This is a genomic window from Kitasatospora sp. NPDC015121, from assembly GCF_055562955.1.
Genome location: NZ_JBVHEH010000013.1, coordinates 70,806 through 94,815 on the forward strand (window position 1 = coordinate 70,806; position 24,010 = coordinate 94,815).

Below are 24,010 nucleotides of genomic sequence, written 5' to 3' on the forward strand. Positions count from 1 at the left end.
CCTGTCGGGCCGTCAGCCCCGCCGGTGACGGTAGGACAGCCACCCGTCCGACCGGGCTCGAAATGATCAGCGTCACTCGAACGAGTGATCAGGCCCGGATGCGTCCCTGCGGCGCGGGTCGGCTCGGTGCTCAGAAGGCGTAGCGCACGCGTAGCCACGGGGCGCGGGCGTTGATCAGCGCGCGCAGCGTCTCGACGGCGGACGCCTTGACACCGGGGCGGTAGCGCACGTTCCAGCTGCCGTTCTCGGAACGCTTGGGCTCTTGGAGGTCCTCCCGCCACAGGACCTCTTCGGCGCGGGGGTGCCAGCCGAGGTTGACCTCGTGCAGGTCCCGGTTGTGCGTGAGCATGATGACCTCCGCGGCGGCCTGGTCCTTGACCCGGCCGGGGAGCGTGTCGTCCATGGCGCGCAGCAGTTCGTCCCAGTCCCGTTCCCATCCCGGGCGGATGACCACCGGGGAGAGGTTGAAGTGCACTTCGTAGCCGGCGTCCAGGAAGTCGGCGGCCGCCGAGAGGCGTTCCGGGACGGGGCTGGTGCGGATGTCGAGGTGCCTGGAGTCGTCGGGCGGCATCACGGAGAAGCGGATGCGGGTACGGCCCCGGGGGTCGAGCCTCAGCAGGTCGGGGTTGACGAATTTGGTGGCGAAGGACGCCTTGGCGGTGGGCAGGCGGCGGAAGGCCCGGACCAGGTCGGCGGTGTTGTCGCTGATCAGGTCGTCGACCGAGCAGTCGCCGTTCTCCCCGATGTCGTAGACCCAGGCGCGCTCGTCGCACTGATTGGGCTCGCGCTTGGGGCCGGTGGCGGCGACGTGCCGTTCCACGGCGGCGAGGACGCGCTCGGTGTTGGTGAAGACGGTGATCGGGTTGGCGAACCCCTTGCGGCGCGGGACGTAGCAGTACGCGCAGGCCATGGCGCACCCGTTGGAGAGGGCCGGGGCGATCCAGTCGGCCGACCGCCCGTTGGGGCGGATGCCGAAGGACTTGCGCTCGCCGAGGACCAGGGTGCCGCGCTTGATACGCACCCAGCGTTCCACGTTGCCCGCGTTGCCGTGCAGGTCGGGGATGCGCCAGTGGGAGTCCGTCTCGACGAGCCGGGCCCGGGGGAAGCGGGCGATGATCTGCCGCCCCCGCCAGGAACGAGCGGCCGCGGGTTCGGCGTAGATCTCGGCGACGTCGAGCAGCCTGCGCGCCTGCTCCCCGTCCCGGAACGGGCGGGCGGCGCTCTCGGCGCGCGACGCCGAGGCGGCCACCAGCTCCTCCAGGTCGAACAGGCCCTCGGCCTCGTCCGCCGGCTCTCCGGGACGCTGTCGCATGCCTGTCAGTGTACGGGCGACGGGCGGCCGGACCCGCGCCGCCGGGCCGCCCCGCCTGCGGTCGAACGCCCGGAGCCCCGGTCGCGGTGGTGGACGGCCGCCGCGGTTCCCCGCCTGGCGGGGGCGGCCCCGGGCGGGCGCCCGGGGCCGAAACGATTCGCCATGGCCAGGGAACCGAGGAAGGGGCCCCACCACGGGCCGGCCGGGACGGCCGGTCAGGAGCGGGGGGCGTCGATCTCGGCCCAGACGGTCTTGCCGGCGGGGTGGGGTGTGCTCCCCCAGCGGTCGGAGATCGTGCGCACGATGTGGAGGCCGTGGCCGCCGGGCGTGCCGGGCTGGTGCGGTTCGCGCGGGGCGGGCACGGCCTGGGAGGCGTCAGTGACCTCGACGCGCAGCCGGGTGTCGGTGGCGTGGAGGACGAGGTCCTGGGGTCCGCCGGCGTGCAGGACGGCGTTGGCGACGAGTTCGGCGACCAGCAGGACGATGTCGTCGGCCCCGGGCCACGACCAGTCGGCCAGGGCGCCGCGCGCGAACTCCCGCGCGCGGGCGACCGGCTTGTGCTGCGCGCCCATGACCAGGCGCCGCCGCTGGCCGCCCGGCGGCAGCGTCAGCACGGTGGCGGGCAGGCTGTCGGCGAGGGCCTGCAAGGCAGTGCTCATTCGGTCGGCCCTTCGAGTTGGCGGTCCTTGCCGCTTCGCCTGCCCGCTGCACTGCGGTTGATTCGGCTGGGCCGTGTGCTGCGCCCGGGCCCGGTGGGAGACGGGAGTCGTGGTCACGGCAGCTCGTCGATCGCGGCTCGGACGGTGGGGCGGACGTCGAAAGCGGCTACGGCTCCGGTGATCTCCAGCAGCCGCTCCACGGGGTGCGACACCGCCGCCAGCCGCAGCACGGCACCGGCGGCGAGGGCGTCCGCGCGGGCCATGAGCAGCATGTTCAGCCCCGAGGAGTCGCAGAACTCCACCTGGGCCAGGTCGACGACGACGAGCCGGTTGCCGCGGAGCGCCTCGGCGAGGGCCTCCTTGACGGGTGCCAGTGATTCGATGTCCAGGTCCCCGGCTATCCGGCAGACGGTGACGCCGTCACCGGCGGACCGCACGTCGACGCCGACACCCTCGTCGAGCACGACGGCGCCCGCCTGGGCGGACGTGACGTGGTCGTGCGACTGCATTCCCCTACCTCTCACCGTGCGGGCGGCGTCCAGCGCGCGGGCGTTGGTCACTGGTCCTCCTGCTCCCCGGGCCGACCCGCCTCACGCCGCCTCAAGGCCCTGGCGCAGCTTCGCGAGGGCGCGGGACAGGAGGCGGGAGACGTGCATCTGGGAGAGGCCGAGGCGTTCACCGATCTGGGACTGCGTCAGGTCCTCGGTGAAGCGCATCGACAGGATCAGGCGGTCGCGCTCCGGCAGGGCGGCGATCAGGGGCTGGAGCGAGACCAGGTCCTCGACCATGCCCAGGCGCTCGTCGGTGGTGCCGGTCTTGGCGGCGAGCGCGGCCGGGCCGTCGCCGTCCGGACCGGCCGGGACGTCGAGGGAGTCGGTGCTGTGCGCGTTCGCGGCCTGGAGGCCCTCGATGACCTCCTCCTGCGTCAGCCCCAGGTACTCGGACAGCTCGGCCACCGTCGGCGCCCGGTCGAGGGTCTGCGACAGGGCGTCCTGGGCCTTGCCGAGGGTCAGGCGCAGCTCCTGGAGACGCCGGGGCACGTGGACGGCCCAGGTGGTGTCACGGAAGTGCCGGCGCAGCTCCCCGAGGATGGTGGGGATGGCGAAGGTGGTGAACTCCAGGCCGCGCTCGGTCTCGAAGCGGTCGATGGCCTTGATCAGTCCGACCGCGCCGACCTGCATCAGGTCCTCGGTGCTCTCCCGGTGGGAGCCGAAGCGGCGGAGGGCGAAGCGCACCAGGGAGAGGTTGAGTTCCACCAGGGAGGACCGCACGTAGGAGTACTCCCGGGTGCCCTCCTCCAGGCCGGCCAGGCGCACCAGCAGCACCCGGGTCAGGTCCCGGGCGTCGGCGGGCGCGACCCCGGTCAGGTCGCCGAGCTCCGCGAGCTCCGGCGCGACCTCCCGCGGGCCGCGCGGCGGTACGAGGTGTGCGCGGTCGTTCACCGGGGTGGGCGCTGCCATCAGGAGCTGGTCCCTCGTCACGGTCGGTTCCTTCCCATAGCGGCACGGTCCGCCCCCGCTTACCCCCTCGCGGCGTGGGCATGCCTCCGAATTTCACGGAGAATTCGTGCGGCCTCGGCGGGCCCGCCGAGGCCGCACGACCTGCGGGGCCCCCGGGTGGCCGGAGGCCGGGGCCGGACACGGCGTGAGGCCGACCCCCGGTGTTCGGGGGTCGGCCTCACGGGCGTGCGGGTCGCTCAGACGCGGCTGCGCCGGTTCCCGGTGACGAGGCGGTAGATCAGCAGCAGGATGAGCGAGCCGATGATGGCCGCGATCCAGGTGGAGAGGTCGAAGAAGCCGTCGATCGAGTCGACGCCGAAGATGACCTTGCCGAGCCAGCCTCCGAGCAGGCCGCCCGCGATGCCGATGAGCATCGTGACGATGATGCCGCCCGGGTCCTTGCCCGGCATGAGGGCCTTGGCGATGGCTCCGGCGAAAAGACCGATCAGGATCCAGGCGAGGATGCCCATCTGCTTCTCCTGCTTCTGCGAGCGTTGTCGTTGACGCCATTCGTCTGCGCCAGTAGGGAAAACTTAAACATCGGATTTTCCTGATCTCGCGTCAGGACTCCTGCCGGTCCCGGGGGGCGGCCGTCGCGGAGGTCCGGGCGGTCCGCCGGGGAGGGAAAAGGCAGACGGTGCGCATCTTCACTCCGGCAGTGAGCAGAAGGAACCCGTCACGGAAATCCGTCCAGGAGGACCGACTCGACCAGACGGAGGATGAATCATGGCCACCGACCGCAGGACCGCCAAGCCGACGACCTCCGCCAGCCTCCCCGACCGCACGGAGCCGACTGCTCCGAACCCGCCGGCCACGGACCGGCCCTCTGCGGGGGCCGACCGGGACTCGGACTGGCGCCAGCGCGCCGCGTGCACCCGGGAGGACCCGGAACTGTTCTTCCCCGTCGGCAACTCCGGCACCGCCCTGCGTCAGACCGAACGCGCCAAGGCCGTCTGCCGCAGCTGCCCCGTCACCCGGCAGTGCCTGCAGTGGGCGCTGGACAACAAGCAGGAGACGGGGGTCTGGGGCGCCACCGGCGAGGAGGAGCGCCGCGCCATGAGTCGCCGCACCGCCCGCCAGCGCGTCCGCCGCACGAACTGACGCCCGCTCCGGCGGTGCCGGCGCCGCGCCCGCCCTCGGCCGTCGACCCTCCGCGAGGCCGGGCCCCGATTCCGGGGCCCGGCCTCGCGGCGCGTGCGGATCAGCAGGGACCGAGGTCCTGCCAGACACCCCACTGACCGGTGGTGCCGGGCTCCTCCCCCAGCGTCCACCACTTGGCGCTCCACTGGTGGCCCTTCCACGAGACGGTGTTGCCACCGGTGTAGACCTGCGTGCCGACCCAGGAGGCGGTGGAGCACGCCGGGGCGGTGGGGGTGCCGGTCACGGTGAGCGTGTAGGTCGCGGAGGACGTGGCCGAGGTGCCGGTCAGCGCGCCCTTGACCGTCAGCGTGTACGTGCCGGGGACGGCCGTGGCCACGGTCGACACCGACAGGACGGCGCTGGAGCTCCCGTTGACCGAGGACGGGCTGACCGAGGCGGCGACCCCTGCGGGAACGCCGCTGACCGTCATCGCGATGGACGTGTTCGAGCCGTTGTTGATGATGGCCGTGCTCACGGTCGCGCTGGCCGACGACCCGGCGGTCACCGTGCCCGAGGACGGGCTGACCTGCACCAGGATGGCGGGCACCTGGACACTCGACGCGGAGGGCGACGGGGAGGAGGCCACGGCGGCCCGGGCCTCGGTGTACGGGGCGGGCAGTGGGGTGCCCGCCCCGTGGGCGGTGCCGGTGAGCGCCACGCCAACGGCGGCGGCGGTGACGGCTCCGGCGAGCAGGGCGCGGAGTGGTGCGCGAACGGGTCCGGTCATGGACCGCGCTCCCTTCGAAGGTGGGGGCTTCGGCGGCCTGAAGCACTCGGGCCGGGCCCATACTGGTGGTCCGGCCCACCCGACTGTCAAGAGTCCTTACCGACCGTCGGGTTGAGCGGTTCCGCCGCACGGGCCACGGCGGCTCCGGAGTTCCCGCGGGCCGCGTCCCGGGGTCGTGACGGCTCCGGTCAGGCGGTGCCCGGGCCGCCGACCCCGTCGGCCCGCAGCAGGGCCAGCCCGGCTTCGAGGTCGCGTGCCCTGGGGATGTCGTCGAGGCGGACGCCGAGCTGCACCAGCGTCTGGGCGACGGCGGGGCGCATGCCGACCAGGACCGGTCGGCTGCCGAGCAGGACCGCGGCGGCGGTGACCGCCGAGAGGCGGTTTCCGACGAAGGTGTCGACGACGTCCACAGCGGTGATGTCCACCACCACGCCCCGGGCGCCCGTGGCCACGATCCGCTCCGACACCGCTTCCTGCAGCTCCAGGGCGGCGGCATCGTCCAACGCCGCCGGGACGCTCACCAGCAGGACCTCGCCCACCCGCAGAACCGCCACGCTTCCGCCCATGACCACTCCCCTCACGACGGGCGCGCCCGCGCCCGGCTTCCTCGCCCAGGGCGAGCCACTACACGCCACTTCGACACCACCGCTGCCACGGATTGGGTCGTCGGCCGAGAAAGACGAACGCGCGGCGGCCGGCTGTTCGGGGAGGTCACCGGCGCGGCCTCCGCCGCCGTCGGCGGACCGAGTCGGACACCGCCGTCACCGCGGGCAGCACCAGCAGGGCGAGGGCGGCGCCCCACGCCGTGATCGCAAGCATCTCGTGGCCCACCTCGACCGGCGGGTTCCAGTTGCACGCGGGATGACCCGAGCCCCACCGGACGCAGGCGAAGTGGTCGCGGGAGGTCATCGCCGCGACCGGGAGCACGACGCCCGCCCCCAGGGCGGCGAGCACGCCGTGCAGGCCGCGCAGGTCGCCGCACGAGGCCAGGCGCACCGACACCAGGCCCACCGCCAGTTGCAGCAGCATCGCCACGGGCACGAAGTACAGGCCGACCTCGCCGCCCAACCACTCGATCGGGCGCGGGAAGAGTGCGGCGCTGACGACGTGCACCAGCCAGAGGCCGGCTCCGGCGACCGCGCCGAGACCGACGCCGCGCACCAGTTCGCGCAGCGGGGAGTGGCGCGGCACCGCGACCAGCGCCGCCGCGGCGTCCTTCGACGGCGTCCGCAGCAGGAACCGCTCCGGTCCGGGCCGGTCAGCCGCGACCCGGGCCCGGGCCCGGGCCCGGCTCAGGATCCGCATGCCGAACGGCGCGGCGAGCGGCAGGGCGGCCGTCGCCGCGACCACCGCGATCACGACCGCCGGCGGCGGGAGCACGACGAGCATGGAGAACGCGTAACCGAGGTGGTCGAACGGGGTCGGCAGCCGGTCCAGGAGTTCCGGCAGCGGCAGGAGGCCGAAGCCGGGCGTGCCCAGCGGGTAGGCGTTGCCGAGCCAGAGGGCCAGCAGCACGCTCCCGGCCGCCACGGACACCGCGATCGGCAGGAGCGGTCGGCGGGCGACCAGCGCCAGCGGCGTCCACGTCCGGGCGACTGCGGCGTTCCACCGCACGAAGGCGTACCCGGTGACGCCGAGGAGCAGCCACCAGGACAGCCGGACCGGCAGCGGGTCGGCGACGCCCATCGCCAGGGCGGTGAAGGACCGTTCGTCCACGGAACCGCCGAGGGCGAGCCCGGCGCCCACGGCCAGTCCCGTGCGGTGCGCGCCCCGCCAGGTGGTGCGGTCCAGGTGGGCGGCGAGGGTGGCCCGCCAGATGCCCGCGCCCACGCTGCCGCCGAGTGCCGTCGCGGCGAAGGCGGCGCCCAGGACGTCGTCGCCGCCCACGCCGACCGCGGCCGTGGTCCACTGCGCGGCCTTCAGGTGGACCAGCGAGCAGGACAGCGCCAGAGCGAACGCCTCCCACCCGGAGAACCGGAAGATCAGCGCCGGGTCGCCGAGCGCGGCCAGGCGCTGGGCCGCCGGGGGGTGCGTCCGGCGGATCGGCGCCCGGTGGGGCCGGTACTGCTCGAACGCCTGCTGGGAGTGGAGCAGTCGCCGTAGCGCGGGCGCGCCGCCGGTCCACAGGGCGACCCGGGCGTCCGCGTGGAGTTCGCGGGAGCGCAGCACCGCCGCGCTCGCGGCGGCGACCGTGATCGCCAGCGTGCACTTGGTGGCCGCCAGCATGATCTGGAAGACGGCTCCGCCCGGCAGGAGCACCAGGCTGACGAGGACGGCGCCGGGCGTGAGCACCGCCAGCGGGGCGGCGATCGCGTAGCCAAACAGGCGCTGGCAGATGAGGGTGACGAAGGCGATGTCGACGTCGCGGTTGCGCAGGTGCGCCAGCTCGTGCAGGACGATCTCCCGGAACGCCCGGGGGTCGTGCCCGTGCAGTTGCAGCAGGCCGCGGCTGAGCAGCACGTGGCGTCGGCCGATCCTTCCGAAGGCGAGGCCGGTGAGGTGCTGGTCGCGCCAGTCGACGACGAACCGCACCGCGCAGGGCAGCTCGGCGACCCGCACGAGTTCGTCGAGCGTCCGCCGGATCCCGGGGTGGGCGTCGGGCCTGAACGGGCGCAGCCGGCGGCGGCGCAGCCGGTACGCGGGCAGCAGCCAGAGGGTGACGCCGACCCCCAGCCACAGGACCGCGATCAGGGCGAGGTTCAGGGTCGCCCCGTCGCCGGTGGTGCTCACCGGCATCCGGCAGCGGCGGGCGAACTCGGCGGGATCGGTGCCGACCTGGGCGAAGGCGCCCGGGGCGCATTCGAGCGAGTCGACGAGGGATCCCAGGTCGCCGTCGCGGAACAGGAAGTAGACCACTGTGGTGATCAGCTCCCCGAGCGCCGCCGACGTCGCCACGGAGGTGCTGAGGATCAGCAGCGCGAAGCGCAGCGAGGTTCCGGAGGGCAGCCGGAACGGGTGCTGGGCCCCGGGCGGGCCCTCACTGCCCTCACCCGCAGTGTCCGGGGCCCGGGTCACGAGGTGCCGGCTTCCGTGCCTCCGGCCGTGTGGTCGTCATCCCTCCCGGCCGGGTTCCGCCCGGTGACCACGCCGCCCACGATGGCGTCGGCGAGCAGCCGCGCCTGTTCGACGGGGAGTCCGAGCGCGAGGCTTCGACCGAGTGCGACCCGGTGGATCAGCTCCAGTTCCGCCGGACGGATCTCCCTCGGCTCCGGTGGGCTGTCGGCCGTGCGTACCGATCGGGCCCGGCGCCTGGGCCACCAGCGCCTCCTGCGGCGCTCACGCAGCGCTTCGGTCGCCAGGTTCCCGGCCACCGACGCGGCGACCGGCAGGGCGAACAGCGTCCAGGCGCCGGCCGCGATGGCCTCGATGCCGATGCCCAGCGGTTCGACGCCGGTCCCGGCGGGCGCGCCCGCCGGATCTTCGAAGTAGACGTCGGCGGTCTCCTCGAAGAGTTCCAGTTCGTGCGGAGCCAGTCGCCGCACGGCCTCCCTGGCGAGCTCGCGCGCCCAGCTGCCGCTCTCCGTCCCGTCCATGACCGGCCCCCGCCCCTCCTGCCGTCCCCGACCCCTCTCCGAGCCTTCCGCACCCACGCGTCGGCGCACAAGACCCCGGCCGGGGTTCGTGGCGGCAACTCCGTTGCACCGTAGGCGCTTTGGCGGAGGGAGCAGGACGGTTCCGGCGTGCCGGGGGCGAAGGGCGCGGCGCCCGCGCGGGTCCGCCTAGGCCGTGCGCTGGTCGGTGACGCGCAGGGCGAGCAGGACGACGTCGTCGCCGTGGTCGGGGCCGGCCAGGGTGTCGGCCAGCAGGTCGAGGGCCTGCGGCAGTGGGGTGCGGTCGGCGACGGCGCGGGTCAGGAGGGCGGTGGCGCGGTCGATGCCCCGTTCCAGGTCGTGGCCGCGGCGCTCGACCAGCCCGTCGGTGTAGAGGAGCAGGACGGAGCCGGGCTCCAGCAGGCGCTCGTGGGCGACGCGGCCTTCGGGCGGGGCCAGGCCGGGGTGGAGCAGCAGGCCGTGTTCGGTGAGGCGTTCGGTGTCGCGGTCCGGGTGGGCGAGGAGCGGGGAGGGGTGGCCGGCGTTGGTCCAGCGCAGCAGCCACCGGCCGTGGGGACGGGGGTGCAGGTGGGCGTGGACGAGGGTGCCGCTGATGCGGGTGCGCAGCTGCTCGTTGGCGCGTTCGAAGGAGGCGAGGGCGTCGGCGGGGCTTCGCCCGCGGTCCACGTCGGCCTGGCGCAGCATGCTGCGGGCCTGGCCCATCAAGGTGGCGGCGTGCGTGTTGTGCCCGGTGATGTCGCCGACGGTGACGGCCAGCGGGCCGCGCCCGTCGGCCGCGCCCCGGTCGGCGAGGAGGGGGTAGGCGTCGTACCAGTCCCCGCCGACCATGTCGTGGTGGGCGGCGGGGCGGTAGAGGGCGGCGAGTTCGAGCCCCGGCGTGCGGGGGAGGTCGGTGAGCATGGCCTGCTGGAGTTGGCGTGCGACGCCGGTGCGGTCGTCCAGGTGCAGGGCCCGTTCGACCGCCAGGGCGGTGTATCCGGCGATCACCGTCAGCACGGCGCGTTCGTGGACGTCGATCTCGTGCGGTTCGTCCCAGGCGGCCACCAGCGTGCCGAGGGTGGGGCGGCGGGTGCCGGGGAGGGGCACGCACACGGCCGAGCGCAGGCCCATCCGGTCGAAGACGGCCACGGCGAGCGGATCGTAGTGGTCGACGAGTGTCTGGCGGTCGGGGACGCTCACCACGCGGTTGTCCCGCGCCGCCTGGGCGGTGGGCCATCCGTCGGTCAGGGCGTACAGCGGGACCTGCTCCTCCAGGACCACCGGTCCGCTGGTGGTGTCGACCGCGCGCCGCATCAGGTCGTCGTTCCCGCGCAGGACCAGCCCCACGTACGCCGGCTTCAGGTCCCCGCTGACCAGGTCGCTCACCGTGGTGCGCACCTGGTCCAGGCCCGAGGTGTTGCCGAGCAGCTCGGCCGCCCTCAGCAGCAGCTCGGAGCGCTCCAGCTGGGCCCGCAGCCGCCGTTCGCCCGCCACGGCCGCTCCGGTGGCCGCCTGCGCCTCGTCGCGGGCCTCCTGCGCGCCGCGGTGCGCGTCGTTGGCGCACCGCGTGCTCGCCCGCAGCCGCAGCTCCGTCGCGCACGCGCCCGCCAGGTCCTTCAGGTCCTGGCGGTTGCGTCGGCTCCAGGTCCGCGGGCGGGGGTCGTGGACGGCCAGGACTCCCAGGTACTGGCCCTGCGCGCCGTACAGGGGGGCGGCGGCGAAGGCCCCTTCCGCGCCGTCGAGCGCGGGCGTGTCACGGCCGGCCGGCCGGCGGGCGAGGTCGTCCACCATCACCAGCTGACCGGTGCGTGCCACGTGTCGGCGCAGCGTCACGTGCCAGGGCTCTGCCGGTGAAGGCTCCGGTGGCCGGTGTTCGGGGACGTCGGCGTCCGGCGGGCCGACCTGTAGCGCGACGACCGCCTCGGGGGCGGCCAGCACGCTGGCGGCCAGGCGGGCGAAGCGGTCCACGGTTCCTCGCACCGATCTCGCAGTGGGTGCACCGCCGGATCACGACGGTGTCGACACGTTTGACGGACTCTACCCGACCGCCACGACCGCCCCGACCGCCGGGGCTCGGTGGGCGAGCAGGCGGCCGGCGCGCGCCGACCCGTCAGGGCGTCGCGCTCCGGGGGCGGCCGGTGGCGTCCTGTCGCACGCGGGCCCGGTACCGCAGCGGCGACTCGCCGACGACCCGTTTGAACGCGGTGCTGAAGGCGCTCTCCGACCCGTAGCCCAGCTCCCCGGCGAGGGCCGCGACGCGGGCGTCGCCGTCCCGGAGCGCGCGCTGGGCGAGCAGCATGCGCCACCGTCCCAGGTAGGTCAGCGGTGGCACGCCGGCCGCCTCCCGGAACCGCTCGGCGAAGGTCGTCCGGGACATCGTGGCGGCCCTCGCGAGTTCGTCGAGCGTCCAGGGGCGCCCGGGGCTGCCGTGCAGCAGGTCGAGGGCGGGGCGCAGGCGCTCGTCGACGAGCAGCCGCAGCCAGCCGGAGGGGAGCGCGTACCGGTCGACGTAGGAGCGCAGCAGCTCCAGCAGGAAGAGCTGGCCGTACTGCCGGATCGCGAAGGCCGAGCCGGGCCGCGGCGTGGTCGCCTCGTCGAACAGACGCAGCAGGGTGGCGAGGTGCCGGTCGTCGTCACCGGTCGGCCTGATGTGGGCCAGTGGCGGCAGTGAGGCGAGCAGGAGTGCCCTTCCGGCCTCGTTCAGGCTGATGCAGCCGCCGATGACGATGTCGTCGGTGCCGCGGTCGGCGCGTGCGAGGCGGTCGGTGGAGAAGTCGGATTCCGGCTGCACCTCCTGGCGGGGTTCCTCGCCGGCCTCGAACGCGATCCAGGAGCGGCCGGTGAGGATCGCCACGTCGCCCGCCACGAGGTCGACCGGTGCGTCGATCCCGTCGGTGGTGAGGCGGGCCCGGCCGCTGAGGAGCGCGAAGAACTTGACCGGGTCGGAGAGCGGTCCGCGGCCCCGCCATCCGCCGCGGGCCGCGATGCCGCCGGTGAGGACGCCGCGGACCTCGACCAGGTCGAGTGCTTCGGAGAGTCGATCAGGGGCCATGTCCGTACTCTCGCTCAAGAAAACGGGACTTGTGAGTATTCATCGTACGGCCTTCTCCCGGCAGGCTGGTGGCAGTACCCCGCCAACGGATTCCAGGAGAGAACATGCGCTACCGCGGCCTCGGCAGGACCGGGATCAAGGTGAGCCCCTACGCCCTCGGCGCCATGATGTTCGGCGCCCTCGGCAACCCCGACCACGACGACTGCGTCCGCATCATCCACCGGGCCCTGGACGCCGGCATCAACCTCGTCGACACGGCCGACGTGTACGCGCACGGCGAGTCGGAGGAGATCGTCGGCCGCGCGCTGAAGGGCCGCCGGGCCGACGTCGTGCTCGCGACGAAGGCCCGGATCCCGATGGGTGACGAGCCCAACCACCAAGGCGGGTCCCGGCGCTGGCTGGTGCGCGCGCTGGAGGACTCGCTGCGCCGCCTCGACACCGACTACGTCGACGTCTACCAGGTCCACCGCCCGGATCCCGACACCGACATCGAGGAGACGCTCGGGGTCCTCACCGACCTGCAGCGGGCCGGCAAGATCCGCACCTTCGGAACCTCGTCCATGCCGGCCTCCGAACTCGTGCGCGCCCACTGGGTCGCCGAGCGGCGCGGCCTCGCCCGGCCGCGCACCGAGCAGCCCGTGTACTCGATCCTGAACCGGGGCATCGAGCGCGAAGTGCTCCCGGTGGCACAGGAGTTCGGCATGGGCACCCTGGTCTGGTCGCCGCTCGGCGGCGGCCTGCTGACCGGGCGCTACCGCAAGGGCCGGCAGGCCTCGACGCACCGCTCGCAGTACGGCTTCCAGCACCTCGAGGACGAACGGCGGCTCGACGTCGTCGAACGACTCGTCCCGCTCGCCGAAGAGGCGGGCATGCCGCTGACCCACCTGGCCATGGGCTTCGTGCTGGCCCACCCCGGCGTCACGTCCGCGCTGCTCGGGCCGCGGACGATGGCGCACCTGGACGACCTGCTCGCGGGCACCGAGGTCACGCTCTCGGACGACGTCCTGGACCGGATCGACGCCATCGTGCCGCCCGGCACGGACACGGGCACGCTCGACATGGCCTACCAGCCGCCGGCCGTCCAGCGGCGGGAGCTGAGGCGCCGGCCGCCGGCCGAACGCGCAGCGGCGTAGCGACAGCGCGGCGGCGTAGCGACAGCGCGGCGGCGCGGCGCGGACCGCCGCCTGCGCGCCGGCGTGTCGGCCTCGGTTTCGGGGTACACCCCGGGTCCTACGGTTGTGCTTGGTCCCCGTCCCGCCGGACCCGGCAGGACGGGGACGCGTCCGGAACGGACGCGGCCGCCGACGGGGCGGCCGCGAGAGGGGAGCACCGCACATGAACACGGCCGCCGATGACGCGCAGGCCCGCCGGGAACGCTACGAGCGCGGGATGGAGGTGCTCTCCCGCATCGACGGCGAGGCCGGTCAGCGGGTCGTGCGGGCGCTGGAGGACGTCAGCCCCGAGCTCGGCCACCAGATCGTCGCCTGGGGCTTCGGCGAGATCTACAGCCGACCACAACTGGCGCCGCGTGACCGGCAGTTGGTCACGCTCGGGATGCTCACCGCGCTCGGCGGCTGCGAACCCCAGCTCGAACTCCACGTCAACGCCTCACTCAACGTCGGACTCACCCCCGAGGAGATCGTCGAGGCCCTGCTGCACTCGGCCGGCTACTGCGGCTTCCCCAAAGCGCTGAACGCCACCTTCGTCGCCAAGAAGGTCTTCGCCGAACGCGGGCTGCTGCCGGTCACCGACGCCTGACCCGCGCGGCCGCTGTTCCGGTCGGGCTCGGTGGTCGCGCGTCCGGGCCGGGAGTGCCGACCCTGCTCGCCGACGGGGGACTCGGGCGGCGGGCACGGTCGGTGCTCCTTCCCCGGGGGGGCGGGTCACTCGGCGGTGCTGAGTTCGGGCGACGGGTCGCGCCCCGGGACGGCGGGGCCCTTGCCCGGCCGCACTCCGAGGGCGCTGACCAGCAGCGCGCCCAGTGCCGCGGCGAGCGGCACCCACAGGGCGGCCTGGTACCCGTCCAGACGCGCGGCGGGCGAGTCCGAGGCCGTGGCCGCGACGTTGACCGCCGCCGTCCCCGAGAGACCGAACGCCGCCCCGAACTGGAACGCCGTGTAGAGGAGCCCGCCGGCCAGCCCCTGCTCCTCCTCCTCGACGTCCTCCGTCGCGACGATGGTCAACGGACCGTACGTCAGGGCGAAGGCGGTACCGAGCAGCAGCAGGCTCGGCAGCATCGCGAGGTAGCTCCAGTCGGCGCCCAGCGGCAGGAAGAGCGCGTACGCGAGGGAGGTGAGGGTCAGGCCGGCGAGGATCAGGCGGGCGTTGCCGAAGCGGTCGACCAGCTTGGGGACGACGGTCGGCGAGAGGACCGCGTCGATGCCGACGACGATCATCGCGAAGCTGCTCTCCAGGGTGGACCAGCCGCGCAGCTCCTGGAGGTAGAGGACGACCAGGAACTGGAACCCGAAGAACCCCGCGGCGAAGAGCAGGGCGACGAGGTTGGTCCGCACCAGGGTGGCGCTGCGGAAGATGCCGAGCCGGACCAGGGGCGCGGCCGCGCGGCGTTCCACCAGGACGAACGCGGCGAGGGAGGCCAGTGCCGCGCCCAGGGTGACGGCGGTCGAGACGGGCGAGGCGTGGCCCGCCCGCTCCACGCCCAGGACGAGGAGCAGGACGGCTGCGGTGACCGTCAGGCCGCCGACCAGGTCGAGGCCCTGACCGGTCCGGTCGGGCCGCGGAGACTTCGGCACGAGGGCCAGCGCGCCGGCCAGGACCAGCGCCGAGAGGGCCACCGGGGCGAAGAACACCCACCGCCAATCGACCGAGGCGAGCAGCCCGCCCACGACCAGGCCGATCGAGAACCCGGCGGCGGCCGTGCCGGAGTAGAAGAGCAGCGCCTTGTTGCGGCGGGGGCCCTCCGCGAAGCCGGTGGTGATGACGGAGAGTCCGGCCGGGGTCATGAAGGCCGCCGCGACGCCGGTCACGAACCGGGCGGCGATCAACTGCCAGCCCTCGGAGGCCAGTCCGCCCAGCCCGGAGAAGAGCAGGAACACCGCGAGCCAGAGGACGAACATCCGGCGCCGTCCGAGGAGGTCGGCCGCCCGGCCGCCGAGCAGCATGAAGCCGCCGTAGCCGAGGACGTACGCGCTCATGACCCACTGCAGCGTGCCGGTGGACAGGCCGAGGTCCGCGCGGATGGCGGGCAGGGCCACGTTCAGCATGGCGACGTCGACGCCTTCGAGGAAGATCGCGCCGCACAGGACGAGCAGGACACCCCACTCCCGGGCGTCGAGCGGGGCGGCTGCCGCCTTGGTCGTACTCATGACGGGTCAACTCCTGGCAGGGGGAAGGGGACGGGAGAGGGGGCGCCGTCCGCCGGACGGCGACTCGTCCACCTTCGGCCGGGGGGTGCGGGCGGAACAACGGCGAAGGTCTTGACGTTCGTTCAGCCAGGCTTACCGATCCGGCTCACCTGGGGAACCGATGGAACGCAACGAGATCGAGTGCTTCCTCCTGCTAGCGGAGGAGCTGCACTTCGGCCGCACCGCCGAACGGATGCGCCTCTCCCCCGCCCGGGTGAGCCAGTTGATCCAGCGGCTCGAACGGCGGGTCGGGGCGCCGCTGTTCATCCGCACCAGCCGCCGCGTCGGCGTCTCGGCGCTCGGCCGGCAGCTGCGCGCCGACCTCGAACCGCACCACCGCGCGATGGACGCCGCCCTGGCGCGCGCCGTCGCCACCGCGCGCGGCGTCGACACGGTCCTGCACGTCGGGTTCTCCAACCCGCTCGCCGGCGAGATCGTGATGAAGGTGGCGGAGGCCCTGCGGCACAGCCACCCCGGCCTCGCGGTGGAGCTCTGCGAGGTGCCGATGACCGATCCGTACGGGGGTCTGCACGACGGCGGGTTCGACGTCCAGCTCCAGGAGCTGCCGGTCAGGGAGGACGGCCTGCGCGGCGGCCCGCCCCTGCTCACCGAGGAGCGCGTCCTCGCCGTGCCCTCCGCGCACCCGTTCGCCGTCCGCGGCACCGTCGCCCTGGAGGACCTCCCCGACGTCCCCCTCCTCACCGTCGAGGGCAGGCTGCCCGGGTACCGGCGGGAGTACTACGCCCCCGCCCCCACCCCGGGCGGCAGGCCGCTCACCCCCGGCCCCTCGGTGACCCACCTGCAGGAGGCCCTGATGCTGGTCGCGGGCGGCCGGGGCGCGCTCCTCACCGCCGCGCACACGGCCACCTACTTCGCGCGGCCCGGCGTCGCGTACGTTCCCGTCGCCGACGCGGAGCCGGTCGGCTACGGCCTGGTGTGGCGCTCCGGGAACACCACCGCCGCGCTGGAGGCCTTCGCGGGCGCGGCGGGCGCGGCCGCGCGGGAGGTGGCGCGGGGGAACCCGCGGACAGCGGCGCCGGTGTGAGCCGCGCCCCGGTCTCCGGGGCTGCCCGCTTCCCCGCCCGGCCGGCGCCGCCCCGAGAGGAGGCGGGGCCGGGAGGGGACGGGGCCGGTCCGGGCGGGGTCAGGTGCCGGCCGGGGCGGGGGCAGGGTGGGTGGGGTGGGCGGGGAGGAGGGTTTCGGCGAGTTCGTGGAGGACTTCCTCGACGGGGCGGGTGCTGTGGCGCAGGCTGAGGGAGAGGTGGCTGACGCCGAGGTCGGCGAGGCGGCGGACGTGTTCCTGGAGGGCGTCGCGGCCGGTGCGGATGCCGTGGAAGATGGGTTCGGGCCTGGTGCGGGGGTCTTCGGTGAGGTCGAGCATCATGGGCGTGAGGTAGGGCTTGCGGTGGCCCCGGTCGGCGGTCAGGCGGTGCCACTGGGCGATCCGGGTGGTGAGCGCGTCCAGGTCGTGGGGGTAGTCGAACCAGCCGTCGGCGTTCTCGGCGACCCATTCGAGGCTCTGCTGGGCGCGGCCGGCGACGACGAGGGGGAGGGTGCCGGCCGGGGGCTTGGGCAGGACGTCGAGTTGGAGCTGTTCGGAGAGTTCCACGGAGGCGATGGCCACGCCCTGTCCGGCCGGGGGGACGGCCCAGGCGGAGCGCAGGGTCCGGACGGCTTCGCGGAAGGCGGTGCCGCGGGTGGTGAAGTCGCGTCCGAACAGGGGGTACTCGACGGGGCGGTCGCCGCTGGCGACGCCGAGGACGAAGCGGCCGCCGCTGAGGGCGTCGACCGTGGCGGCGGCCTTGGCGACCAGGAGGGGGGCCCGCAGGGGCAGGGCGACGGCGGCGGTGCCCAGGACGGCGTGGCGGGTGGTGGCGGCCAGGTGCCCGAGGTGGGTGAAGGTCTCGAAGACGGTGCCGGCGTCGCCGAAGCGCAGCGGGTCGTAGAGCGGTACGTCGCGCACCCACAGGGCGGCGAAGCCCAGGCGGTCGGCGAGTCGGGCCCGATGGGCGTGGCCGGTGAGGTCGGGGACGCCGTTGGAGCGGCCGGCGGCGCGGCGTGCGGGGCCCCAGTCGTTGTCCAGTGGCAGGTCGATGCCGATCGTGAGTGAGCCCTCCTGGTGGTCGAGGCGGTTCAGGGCGCTGTGCGCGGGCATGGTGGTGGCCTCCGGGGCGGGGTGGTGGCGGGATACGGGAAAGGTAGTGCCGTGCCCGTGGCCGGTGGCCGGTGATGCATCCGAAGTTCGCCCGTGGATCGAAGGTTCCGTGCCGGGGCGGGCGGTGGAGGCCGGTGGGGTCGGGTCAGGGGGTGGTGGGGCGCAGGGAGCGGAGGTAGGCGGCGGGGGCGGCGGGGCGGGTGGCGGGGGCGAGGGCGGCGAGGTGGCCGTCGGGGCGGACGACGGCGATCAGGGGGCGGGGGCCGAGGACGGGGAGCAGGGCGCGCTGTTCGTGGGCGGGGAGGGTGGCGAGGTCGTGCAGGGGGGTGCGGGCGTCGAGGGCGGCGGCCGCGGCGTCGCGCAGGGCGGGCCAGCGGGCGGGGGTGCGGCGGCCGGGCCACAGCAGGACGGTGTGGTGGGTGGGGTCGAGCGGGGGGCGGGCGGTGCGGGGGGCGGTGGGCGGGTAGAAGGGCAGGCGGTGGCCGGGGCGGGCGCGGCGCGGTTGGGGCCGCAGGAGTGAGCGGGTCTGGGGGGTGCCGTAGGCGAGGCCGACCTGGCTGATCAGGGGGGCGGCGAGGCGGTGGTCGAGGCCGGCACGGCGGCCCAGGGTCATCAGGGTGTCGCGCAGCAGGCTGGGCAGGCGCTTGGTCTGGCGGGCGGCGAGGATCTGCTTGTCGACGACGGCGGTGACCTGGTGGGCGGCGGTGCGGCGCTCGGTGTCGTAGGTGTCGAGGATCTCGTGGCCGAAGCGCTGCTGGATGACGCCGGTGAGTTTCCAGGCGAGGTTGAAGACGTCCTGGATGCCGAGGTTGAGTCCCTGCCCGCCCAGGGGGACCACGCAGTGCGCGGCGTCGCCGGCCAGCAGGCAGCGGCCGTCGCGGAAGCGTTCGGCGATGCCGGGGCGGGGTTGGAAGGTGCGTATCCAGTGGGGTTCGCCGATGGTGTAGGGCAGGCTGGCGCGTTTGCCGACGATGCCCTGGAGTTGGTCGCGGTCCAGGGACTGCCAGCCGTCGCCGACGGGGGCGACGATGGAGGCCAGGCGGGCGGTGCCGTGTCCCATCGGGATGACGGGCAGCAGGCCGTGGCGGGAGTAGTGGTACTCGACGTGGGTGCCGACGGGGCCGCTGAAGGGGAAGTCGCCGATGGAGATGCCGAGTTCGAAGGGCTTGCCGGGGTAGGCGATGCCCAGGAGCCTGCGGGTGGTGCTGCCGACGCCGTCGGCGCCGACGAGCCACTGGGGCCGGACGGTCTCGGTGGTGCCGGTGGCGGTGTGCCGGAGGGTGGCGACGGGCAGGGGGCCGGTGTTGTCGAGGGCTTCGAGGGTGGTGTGGAGTTCGACCGTGCCGCCGAGTTCCTCGTGGCGCTTGCGCAGGACGCGTTCGATCTCGCGCTGGGGCAGCGAGAGGGTGTAGGGGCGGGCGGTGCCGAGGGTGTCCATCGGGACGGTGCCCAGGCGTCGTCCGCCGGAGTAGTAGGAGACCCCGGTGATCTTGAAGCCGAGGGCGACGAGTTCGTCGACGATGCCGATGCGGTGCAGCAGTTCGAGCATGCGGGGCCACACGAGGACGGCGCGGGAGTGCGGGTCACCGTTGTCGAGGACGTCCCTGCGGTCCACCAGCCGCACGCTGACGCCTTGTTGGAGCAGGTCGCAGGCCAGCATCAGTCCTACGGCGCCCGCTCCGACGATGAGGACTTCGGGGTCGTCCGGGTGGGGGGTGGTTCGCTGTGCCATGTCGGCCTCACCTTCCGTGGGCGTCGGGGAACGACGGCGTGTCGGGAATCGTCGGGCGGTGGTGGGTCGGGGTCAGAAGACGCTGATGTCGGGCCAGGTCAGTGCGGTGGCGCCCCAGGTGAGTCCGCCGCCGAAGGCGGTGAGGACGACGCGGTCGCCGAGTGCGATGCCGCCGTCGCGGACGGTGTCGGCCAGCGCGAGGGGGATGGAGGCGGCGGAGGTGTTGCCGACCCGGTCGAGGTTGACGGCCAGTCGCTCCTCGGGCAGGCCGAGTTGGCGGGCGACCGCCCGCAGGATGCGGATGTTGGCCTGGTGGCCCACCAGGCGGTCGACGGTGTGGGCGGGCCAGCCGGCCTTGTCCATGACGGCGCGGGAGGTCTCCTCCATGTGGGCCACGGCGTGCCGGAAGACGTGTTTGCCGTCCATGGTGAAGTAGGCGTCGGCGGGCTTGCGGGCCCTGGGCTGGCGGGAGCCGCCGGCCGGGATCATGATCAGGTCGGCCAGGGAGCCGTCACTGCCGAGGTCGAAGGCCAGCAGGGCGCCCGGCTCGTCGGGTTCGCCCGCGCGCAGGACCGCGGCGCCGGCGCCGTCGCCGAAGATGACGGAGGTGGTGCGGTCCTCGGGGTTGAGGATGGAGCTGTAGGTCTCGGCGCCGATGACCAGGACCGACCGGGCCAGGCCGGCGGCGATGGCGCCCGTGGCGGCGTGCAGGGCGTAGACGAAGCCGGTGCACACGGCGCTGACGTCGTAGGCGGGGACGCCGGCCATGCCGAGGCGGGCGGCGACGGCGGGGGCGGTGGCGGGGCAGGGGTGGTCGGGGGTGGTGGTGGCCAGGACGACGAGGTCGACCCGGTCCGTCCCGGCGGCCTTCAGGGCCCGCTCCCCCGCGACGACCGCGAGGTCGGCGGTGGCCACGCCGGGTTCCACCACGTGGCGCTGGGTGATGCCGGTGCGGCTGCGGATCCACTCGTCCGTGGTGTCCAGGCGCTGGGCCAGCATCGCGTTGGTCACGACGCCGGGGGGCAGCATGGTGCCCAGGCCCTGGAGGACGGCGGCCGGGCTCACCGCCGGCTCCCGGTGCCGGAGATACCGGGGGTGCCGGGGGTGCCGGGGGTGCCGGGGGTGCCGGGGGGAGGGCTCGTGGGCATGGCGGGTTCCTCTTTTCCGTTTCGGCGGGATTCGTGGGCCGGGCGAAAGGCGAAAGGGGGTCCGCCCGGTGTACGGGCGGACACGGACCGTTGTCGGGAATGTATTTCGGGGCGGGCGCGGGGCGGGGGGACGGTACGCCCTAGGAGCCGTCGCCGCGACGAAAGTGGTAGGCGGGGCGGCCGGGGCGGGGGCGGGGCGAGCGGGGGCGTACGACGACGAGGAGGCCCCGGGGGGCCTCCTCGTCGGGTGGTGCGGGTGCTGCGGGCGCGGGTTCAGTCGGCGGTGGCGACGGCGGCCGGCGCCGCGGGGGCGGCGGAGGCGGCGGTCCGGGCGCGGCGCAGCAGGACGAAGACCAGCAGCGCGCCGGCGAGGACGATGCCGGCGTCGATGAGGACCGCGAAGGTGACTCCGTCGAGGACCGAGTCGGCCTGGGAGGCGTTGTGGCCCTTGGCGGTGTTGATGCGGCTGTTGGCGATGGCGGTCAGGACGGGGATGCCCGCGGTGATGCCGACCTGCTGGGTCATCGAGGTCAGGCCGGTGGCCAGGCCCTGTTCGTCGTTGGTGAGGCCGGAGGTGGCGGTGACCATGTAGGAGACGATGGCGACCATGTGGCCGAAGCCGCCGACGGCGGTGGCGACGATGACCAGGACGACGCTGCCGGGGTCGCGGCCGACGAAGAACAGCGCGGCGGTGGAGACGCCTTGGACGAGCAGGCCGGCGGGGAGGGTGTTCTGGCTGCCGAGCAGGGCGATGAAGCGGGGGGCGAGGATGCCGCCGAGGAGGGCGGTGACGCCCATGACGGCGAAGACGAGGCCGGCGGTCAGGGCGGAGTAGCCCAGGGTCTCCTGGAGGTAGAGCGTCATCAGGAAGATCGCGGAGGTCTCCATGGTGAAGCTGGTCAGGCCGCCGAGGTTGCCCCAGCTGACGGTGGGGCGGGAGAGGAAGCGCAGGGGGGCCAGGGGGGCGGCGACGCGCATCTCGACGACGGCGAACGCGGCCAGCAGGAGCAGGCCGGCGGCCAGGGCGCCCAGGCCCGGGGCGTTGCCCCAGCCCTTCTCGCCGAGGGTGGAGATGCCGTAGATGAGGGAGGCCAGGCCGAGGCTGACCAGGACGACGCCGGGGACGTCGAGCTTGGCGCGCTGTTCGGCGCGGCTCTCGGCGACGACGAGGGGGACGACGACGAGGACGGCGAGGCCGACGGGCACGTTGATCAAGAAGGCCCAGCGCCAGCTGACGACGCCGGTCAGGACGCCGCCCAGGACGGCGCCGATGGTGAAGCCGGCCGAGAGCAGGGCGCCGTTGAGGCCCAGGGCGCGGTCCCGCAGGGGTCCTTCGGGGAAGGAGGTGGTCAGCAGGGACATCGCGGCGGGGATGACGATGCCGGTGGCCAGGCCCTGGACGACGCGGGCGGTCAGCAGGGTGGCGGGTGAGTCGGCCAGGCCGCCCAGCAGGGAGGAGGCGACGAGCAGGGCCATGCCGAGCAGCATCATGCGGCGGCGGCCGAACTGGTCGGCGATCTTCCCGAAGACGAGGGTGAAACTGGCGGAGGTGAGGGCGAAGGCGGTGGCGATCCACTGGTAGTTCGCGAGGGCGAAGTCCAGGTCCTTGCCGATCACGGGGATCGCGACGTTGAGGATGGAGAAGTCGGCCGAAACGATGAACTGGGCACCGAGCAACACCGCCAGAATGGTCTTCTGGCGCCCTGTCATGAATGCCGGCGACCGGTTATCCTTCGTGACGGGCACTTCATCAAGTGTCGACATTTGGCGAGCCCTCTCATTATCGGCGGGAGCGTTCGGCTTTTTCGTTTCCCGGGCTTGGCCGGAAAACGCTCCCGGTGAAGAGTAGGGGCTCGCGCGGGCCGGTTTCGGGGGTGGTACACCCTAGGTTCCGCGCCTTACAACCAAAGTGACAGTGCGGGGGACGAAGTTTCGGGCAGGCGTGATCGACCGCCGCCCGGGCGACGTGCGAGACTTCCCGGCGACCGCCCGTGACGGGCGGCGCGGACGAACGTGGAAGTCGGAACGCGACAGAGGGTCGGAATACGCGACGAGGAGAACTCATGACAGTGTCCTTTGCGCCTCTCGGCACGACGGGCTTGCGGATCAGCCGGATCGGTTTCGGCGCCTGGGCGGTGGGGGGTGAGGACTGGGCCTTCGGGTGGGGGCCGCAGGACGACGCCGACTCGGTGGCCACCATCCTGCGGGCGGTGGAGGAGGGGGTGAACTGGATCGACACCGCCCCCGCGTACGGCATCGGCCACTCCCACGAGATCGTCCGCCGGGCGCTGGCGGCGCTGCCCGCCGCCGACCGGCCGTACGTCTTCACCAAGACCGGCCTGCTGTGGAGCGACCCGGAGGACCGGGCGTCCTCGCCCCGGAAGGTGATGCGGGAGCGCGAGGTGCGCCAGGACGTGGAGCGGTCGCTGCGGCAGCTGGACGTCGAGCGGCTCGACCTGCTCCAGGTCCACTGGCCCGGGGACGGCGCGCTGGTGAGCCTGGGCCCGGGCGAGGAGGATCCGCTGGCCCCGGAGTACGCGAGCGCCCTGGAGGAGTACTGGGCCCTGATGGCGACGCTCAAGGCGGAGGGCAAGGTGGGCGCGATCGGGCTGTCGAACCACGACGCCGCCCAGCTGGCGGTGGCCGAGAAGATCGCGCACGTCGAGGTCCTCCAGCCGCCCTACTCGCTGCTGCAGCGGCAGGCGGCCGCCGAGCTGGCCTGGTGCGCGGAGCACGGCACCGGCGCGATCGTCTACCAGCCGCTGTACTCCGGGCTGCTCAGCGGCGCCTTCTCCGCGCGGCGGGCGCGGGAGCTGCCCGCCAACGACTGGCGGCGCGGCGCCCCGGAGTTCACCACCCACCTGGAGCGCAACCTGGCCCTGGTGGAGGCGCTGCGCCCCGTCGCCGAGCGGCACGGCGTCACGGTCGCGGCCCTGGCCATCGCCTGGACCCTCGCCACGCCGGGGGTCACCGGCGCCATCGCCGGGGCCCGGCGGCCGGAGCAGGTGGCCGGCTGGGCCGGCGCCGCCGCGCTGAAACTGTCCGGGCAGGACCTCGCCGAGATCGCCGCGGCGCTGGAGCGCACGGGCGCGGGCGAGGGCCCGCTGCCGCCGGTCGCGGCCGGGGCGGGGGCCGCCGGGCGGGACGGGGCCGCGGCGGGACGCGACGCCGGCTGAACCGCCGGGTGCGGGCGGTCGTTAATTCGCGCGACGGTATTGCGAACGGCCGATTTCCGCCGATCATGCCGGCGGCGGTCGGCCGGAGCGCGCGGCCCGACCCGGGCCCTGATTGTTAATTCGTGTAACGGTATTGCGAACGGCCGATTTCCGCCGATCTTGCCGGTGATCCCCCCGCCCTCCGACCGGCTCGAACCGGAATATGCGCTGTTGACTTGCCGCCATGGACCGGATAGCGTTTGCATTCCCTTGACGTGAATAATTCACGGTGTGATGTCCCGGATGCGGGCGCAGCGGCCGCATCCGGGCGTACCGCCTATTTCACCAGAGGGCGACGGTGTGCGACGGCATGCCTTTTCGGCGGTGAGCGGGCTCGGGGTTTCGCGGTACCGGCAGTGGCAGCGCGGCCACCGGCAGGAAGGCGGTTTCCCCGATTCCCGGACATGAGGCGAGAGCGGTGTGAAGGGCGTCGCCCGCGCAACCGTGTGCGGCGCTATCCGGGTTCAACGGCACCT

Annotated in this window: 19 protein-coding genes and 2 pseudogenes; 5 read left to right on the forward strand and 16 right to left on the reverse strand. The window is 73.9% G+C overall.

Translation table 11 applies throughout. From position 1 onward, the window contains the following. Positions 1-130: 130 nt before the first annotated feature. The 5 genes from ACZ3J7_RS20455 to ACZ3J7_RS20475 all read right to left on the reverse strand — a co-directional run bounded on the left by ACZ3J7_RS20455 (position 131) and on the right by ACZ3J7_RS20475 (position 3,940). On the reverse strand, positions 131-1,312 hold the full coding sequence (locus tag ACZ3J7_RS20455) for a spore photoproduct lyase family protein (RefSeq protein ID WP_465622947.1): 1,182 nt from the start codon (positions 1,310-1,312) through the stop codon (positions 131-133). A gap of 215 nt (positions 1,313-1,527) precedes the next feature. After that, positions 1,528-1,971, reverse strand: a complete 444-nt coding sequence (locus ACZ3J7_RS20460; RefSeq protein WP_465622949.1) for an ATP-binding protein — start codon at positions 1,969-1,971, stop codon at positions 1,528-1,530. A 113-nt stretch (positions 1,972-2,084) separates the two neighbouring features. Next, complete coding sequence (locus ACZ3J7_RS20465; RefSeq protein ID WP_465622951.1) at positions 2,085-2,531, reverse strand: STAS domain-containing protein; 447 nt, start codon at positions 2,529-2,531, stop codon at positions 2,085-2,087. A gap of 30 nt (positions 2,532-2,561) precedes the next feature. After that, a complete protein-coding gene (locus ACZ3J7_RS20470) occupies positions 2,562-3,452 on the reverse strand; it encodes a SigB/SigF/SigG family RNA polymerase sigma factor (RefSeq protein ID WP_465622953.1) in 891 nt (296 codons plus the stop codon). 215 nt (positions 3,453-3,667) lie between these two features. Then, positions 3,668-3,940 carry a GlsB/YeaQ/YmgE family stress response membrane protein gene (locus ACZ3J7_RS20475; protein WP_465622955.1) on the reverse strand — a complete coding sequence of 91 codons (273 nt, stop codon included), beginning with the start codon at positions 3,938-3,940 and terminating at the stop codon, positions 3,668-3,670. Positions 3,941-4,319: 379 nt separating this feature from the next. Here ACZ3J7_RS20475 and ACZ3J7_RS20480 point away from each other — a divergent pair. Continuing rightward, positions 4,320-4,571, forward strand: a pseudogene (locus tag ACZ3J7_RS20480) (WhiB family transcriptional regulator); the annotation flags it as partial. 100 nt (positions 4,572-4,671) lie between these two features. On the opposite strand, the gene ACZ3J7_RS20485 reads toward ACZ3J7_RS20480, so the two are convergent. The 6 genes from ACZ3J7_RS20485 to ACZ3J7_RS20510 form a co-directional block, all read right to left on the reverse strand. Then, positions 4,672-5,337, reverse strand: a complete 666-nt coding sequence (locus tag ACZ3J7_RS20485) for a hypothetical protein (RefSeq protein ID WP_465622957.1) — start codon at positions 5,335-5,337, stop codon at positions 4,672-4,674. A gap of 188 nt (positions 5,338-5,525) precedes the next feature. Further along, positions 5,526-5,903 (reverse strand): STAS domain-containing protein, encoded by a 378-nt coding sequence (locus ACZ3J7_RS20490; RefSeq protein WP_465622959.1) that lies wholly within the window; start codon positions 5,901-5,903, stop codon positions 5,526-5,528. Between the two features lie 145 nt (positions 5,904-6,048). Next, a complete protein-coding gene (locus ACZ3J7_RS20495) occupies positions 6,049-8,352 on the reverse strand; it encodes a M48 family metalloprotease (RefSeq protein ID WP_465622961.1) in 2,304 nt (767 codons plus the stop codon). Continuing rightward, on the reverse strand, positions 8,349-8,870 hold the full coding sequence (locus tag ACZ3J7_RS20500; RefSeq protein ID WP_465622964.1) for a hypothetical protein: 522 nt from the start codon (positions 8,868-8,870) through the stop codon (positions 8,349-8,351). Before ACZ3J7_RS20500 ends, ACZ3J7_RS20495 begins: the two co-directional genes overlap by 4 nt. A gap of 186 nt (positions 8,871-9,056) precedes the next feature. After that, positions 9,057-10,835 carry a SpoIIE family protein phosphatase gene (locus ACZ3J7_RS20505; RefSeq protein ID WP_465622966.1) on the reverse strand — a complete coding sequence of 593 codons (1,779 nt, stop codon included), beginning with the start codon at positions 10,833-10,835 and terminating at the stop codon, positions 9,057-9,059. A gap of 142 nt (positions 10,836-10,977) precedes the next feature. Next, the gene (locus ACZ3J7_RS20510) at positions 10,978-11,919 is read right to left on the reverse strand and encodes a helix-turn-helix transcriptional regulator (protein ID WP_465622968.1); all 942 of its coding nucleotides are present in this window, start codon (positions 11,917-11,919) and stop codon (positions 10,978-10,980) included. Positions 11,920-12,023: 104 nt separating this feature from the next. Between ACZ3J7_RS20510 and ACZ3J7_RS20515 the strand changes: the two genes are divergently transcribed. Continuing rightward, positions 12,024-13,052, forward strand: a complete 1,029-nt coding sequence (locus ACZ3J7_RS20515) for an aldo/keto reductase (RefSeq protein WP_465622972.1) — start codon at positions 12,024-12,026, stop codon at positions 13,050-13,052. 202 nt (positions 13,053-13,254) lie between these two features. Beyond that, the gene (locus tag ACZ3J7_RS20520; RefSeq protein WP_465622974.1) at positions 13,255-13,677 is read left to right on the forward strand and encodes a carboxymuconolactone decarboxylase family protein; all 423 of its coding nucleotides are present in this window, start codon (positions 13,255-13,257) and stop codon (positions 13,675-13,677) included. 125 nt (positions 13,678-13,802) lie between these two features. Here the strand turns inward: ACZ3J7_RS20520 and ACZ3J7_RS20525 are convergent, their stop codons facing one another. Next, positions 13,803-15,245: an MFS transporter gene (locus ACZ3J7_RS20525; RefSeq protein WP_465622977.1), complete on the reverse strand. Its 1,443-nt coding sequence runs from the start codon at positions 15,243-15,245 to the stop codon at positions 13,803-13,805. 160 nt (positions 15,246-15,405) lie between these two features. Here ACZ3J7_RS20525 and ACZ3J7_RS20530 point away from each other — a divergent pair, with 160 nt between their 5' ends. Then, complete coding sequence (locus ACZ3J7_RS20530) at positions 15,406-16,329, forward strand: LysR family transcriptional regulator (RefSeq protein ID WP_465622979.1); 924 nt, start codon at positions 15,406-15,408, stop codon at positions 16,327-16,329. Positions 16,330-16,428: 99 nt separating this feature from the next. Here ACZ3J7_RS20530 and ACZ3J7_RS20535 read toward each other — a convergent pair whose 3' ends face one another. From ACZ3J7_RS20535 to ACZ3J7_RS20550, 4 genes and pseudogenes are all read right to left on the reverse strand, one after another. Then, positions 16,429-17,439, reverse strand: a complete 1,011-nt coding sequence (locus ACZ3J7_RS20535) for a TIGR03571 family LLM class oxidoreductase (RefSeq protein WP_465622981.1) — start codon at positions 17,437-17,439, stop codon at positions 16,429-16,431. A gap of 145 nt (positions 17,440-17,584) precedes the next feature. After that, positions 17,585-19,171 carry an FAD-dependent monooxygenase gene (locus ACZ3J7_RS20540; RefSeq protein WP_465622983.1) on the reverse strand — a complete coding sequence of 529 codons (1,587 nt, stop codon included), beginning with the start codon at positions 19,169-19,171 and terminating at the stop codon, positions 17,585-17,587. Positions 19,172-19,243: 72 nt separating this feature from the next. Then, a complete protein-coding gene (locus ACZ3J7_RS20545; protein ID WP_465622985.1) occupies positions 19,244-20,236 on the reverse strand; it encodes a beta-ketoacyl-ACP synthase III in 993 nt (330 codons plus the stop codon). Between the two features lie 356 nt (positions 20,237-20,592). Beyond that, positions 20,593-22,119 (reverse strand): annotated as a pseudogene (locus tag ACZ3J7_RS20550) (MFS transporter); the annotation flags it as partial. 263 nt (positions 22,120-22,382) lie between these two features. On the opposite strand from ACZ3J7_RS20550, the gene ACZ3J7_RS20555 reads away from it, so the two are divergent. Continuing rightward, positions 22,383-23,495 carry an aldo/keto reductase gene (locus ACZ3J7_RS20555; RefSeq protein ID WP_465622987.1) on the forward strand — a complete coding sequence of 371 codons (1,113 nt, stop codon included), beginning with the start codon at positions 22,383-22,385 and terminating at the stop codon, positions 23,493-23,495. The last annotated feature ends 515 nt before the right edge of the window (positions 23,496-24,010 follow it).

Coding starts and splice junctions, on each gene's coding strand:
- ACZ3J7_RS20540 (WP_465622983.1), bottom strand. CDS start 19,171: ATGGCACAGCGAACCACCCCCCACCCGGACGACCCCGAAGTCCTCATC.
- ACZ3J7_RS20535 (WP_465622981.1), bottom strand. CDS start 17,439: ATGCCCGCGCACAGCGCCCTGAACCGCCTCGACCACCAGGAGGGCTCA.
- ACZ3J7_RS20515 (WP_465622972.1), top strand. CDS start 12,024: ATGCGCTACCGCGGCCTCGGCAGGACCGGGATCAAGGTGAGCCCCTAC.
- ACZ3J7_RS20510 (WP_465622968.1), bottom strand. CDS start 11,919: ATGGCCCCTGATCGACTCTCCGAAGCACTCGACCTGGTCGAGGTCCGC.
- ACZ3J7_RS20490 (WP_465622959.1), bottom strand. CDS start 5,903: ATGGGCGGAAGCGTGGCGGTTCTGCGGGTGGGCGAGGTCCTGCTGGTG.
- ACZ3J7_RS20525 (WP_465622977.1), bottom strand. CDS start 15,245: ATGAGTACGACCAAGGCGGCAGCCGCCCCGCTCGACGCCCGGGAGTGG.
- ACZ3J7_RS20455 (WP_465622947.1), bottom strand. CDS start 1,312: ATGCGACAGCGTCCCGGAGAGCCGGCGGACGAGGCCGAGGGCCTGTTC.
- ACZ3J7_RS20475 (WP_465622955.1), bottom strand. CDS start 3,940: ATGGGCATCCTCGCCTGGATCCTGATCGGTCTTTTCGCCGGAGCCATC.
- ACZ3J7_RS20555 (WP_465622987.1), top strand. CDS start 22,383: ATGACAGTGTCCTTTGCGCCTCTCGGCACGACGGGCTTGCGGATCAGC.
- ACZ3J7_RS20500 (WP_465622964.1), bottom strand. CDS start 8,870: ATGGACGGGACGGAGAGCGGCAGCTGGGCGCGCGAGCTCGCCAGGGAG.
- ACZ3J7_RS20530 (WP_465622979.1), top strand. CDS start 15,406: ATGGAACGCAACGAGATCGAGTGCTTCCTCCTGCTAGCGGAGGAGCTG.
- ACZ3J7_RS20485 (WP_465622957.1), bottom strand. CDS start 5,337: ATGACCGGACCCGTTCGCGCACCACTCCGCGCCCTGCTCGCCGGAGCC.
- ACZ3J7_RS20520 (WP_465622974.1), top strand. CDS start 13,255: ATGAACACGGCCGCCGATGACGCGCAGGCCCGCCGGGAACGCTACGAG.
- ACZ3J7_RS20460 (WP_465622949.1), bottom strand. CDS start 1,971: ATGAGCACTGCCTTGCAGGCCCTCGCCGACAGCCTGCCCGCCACCGTG.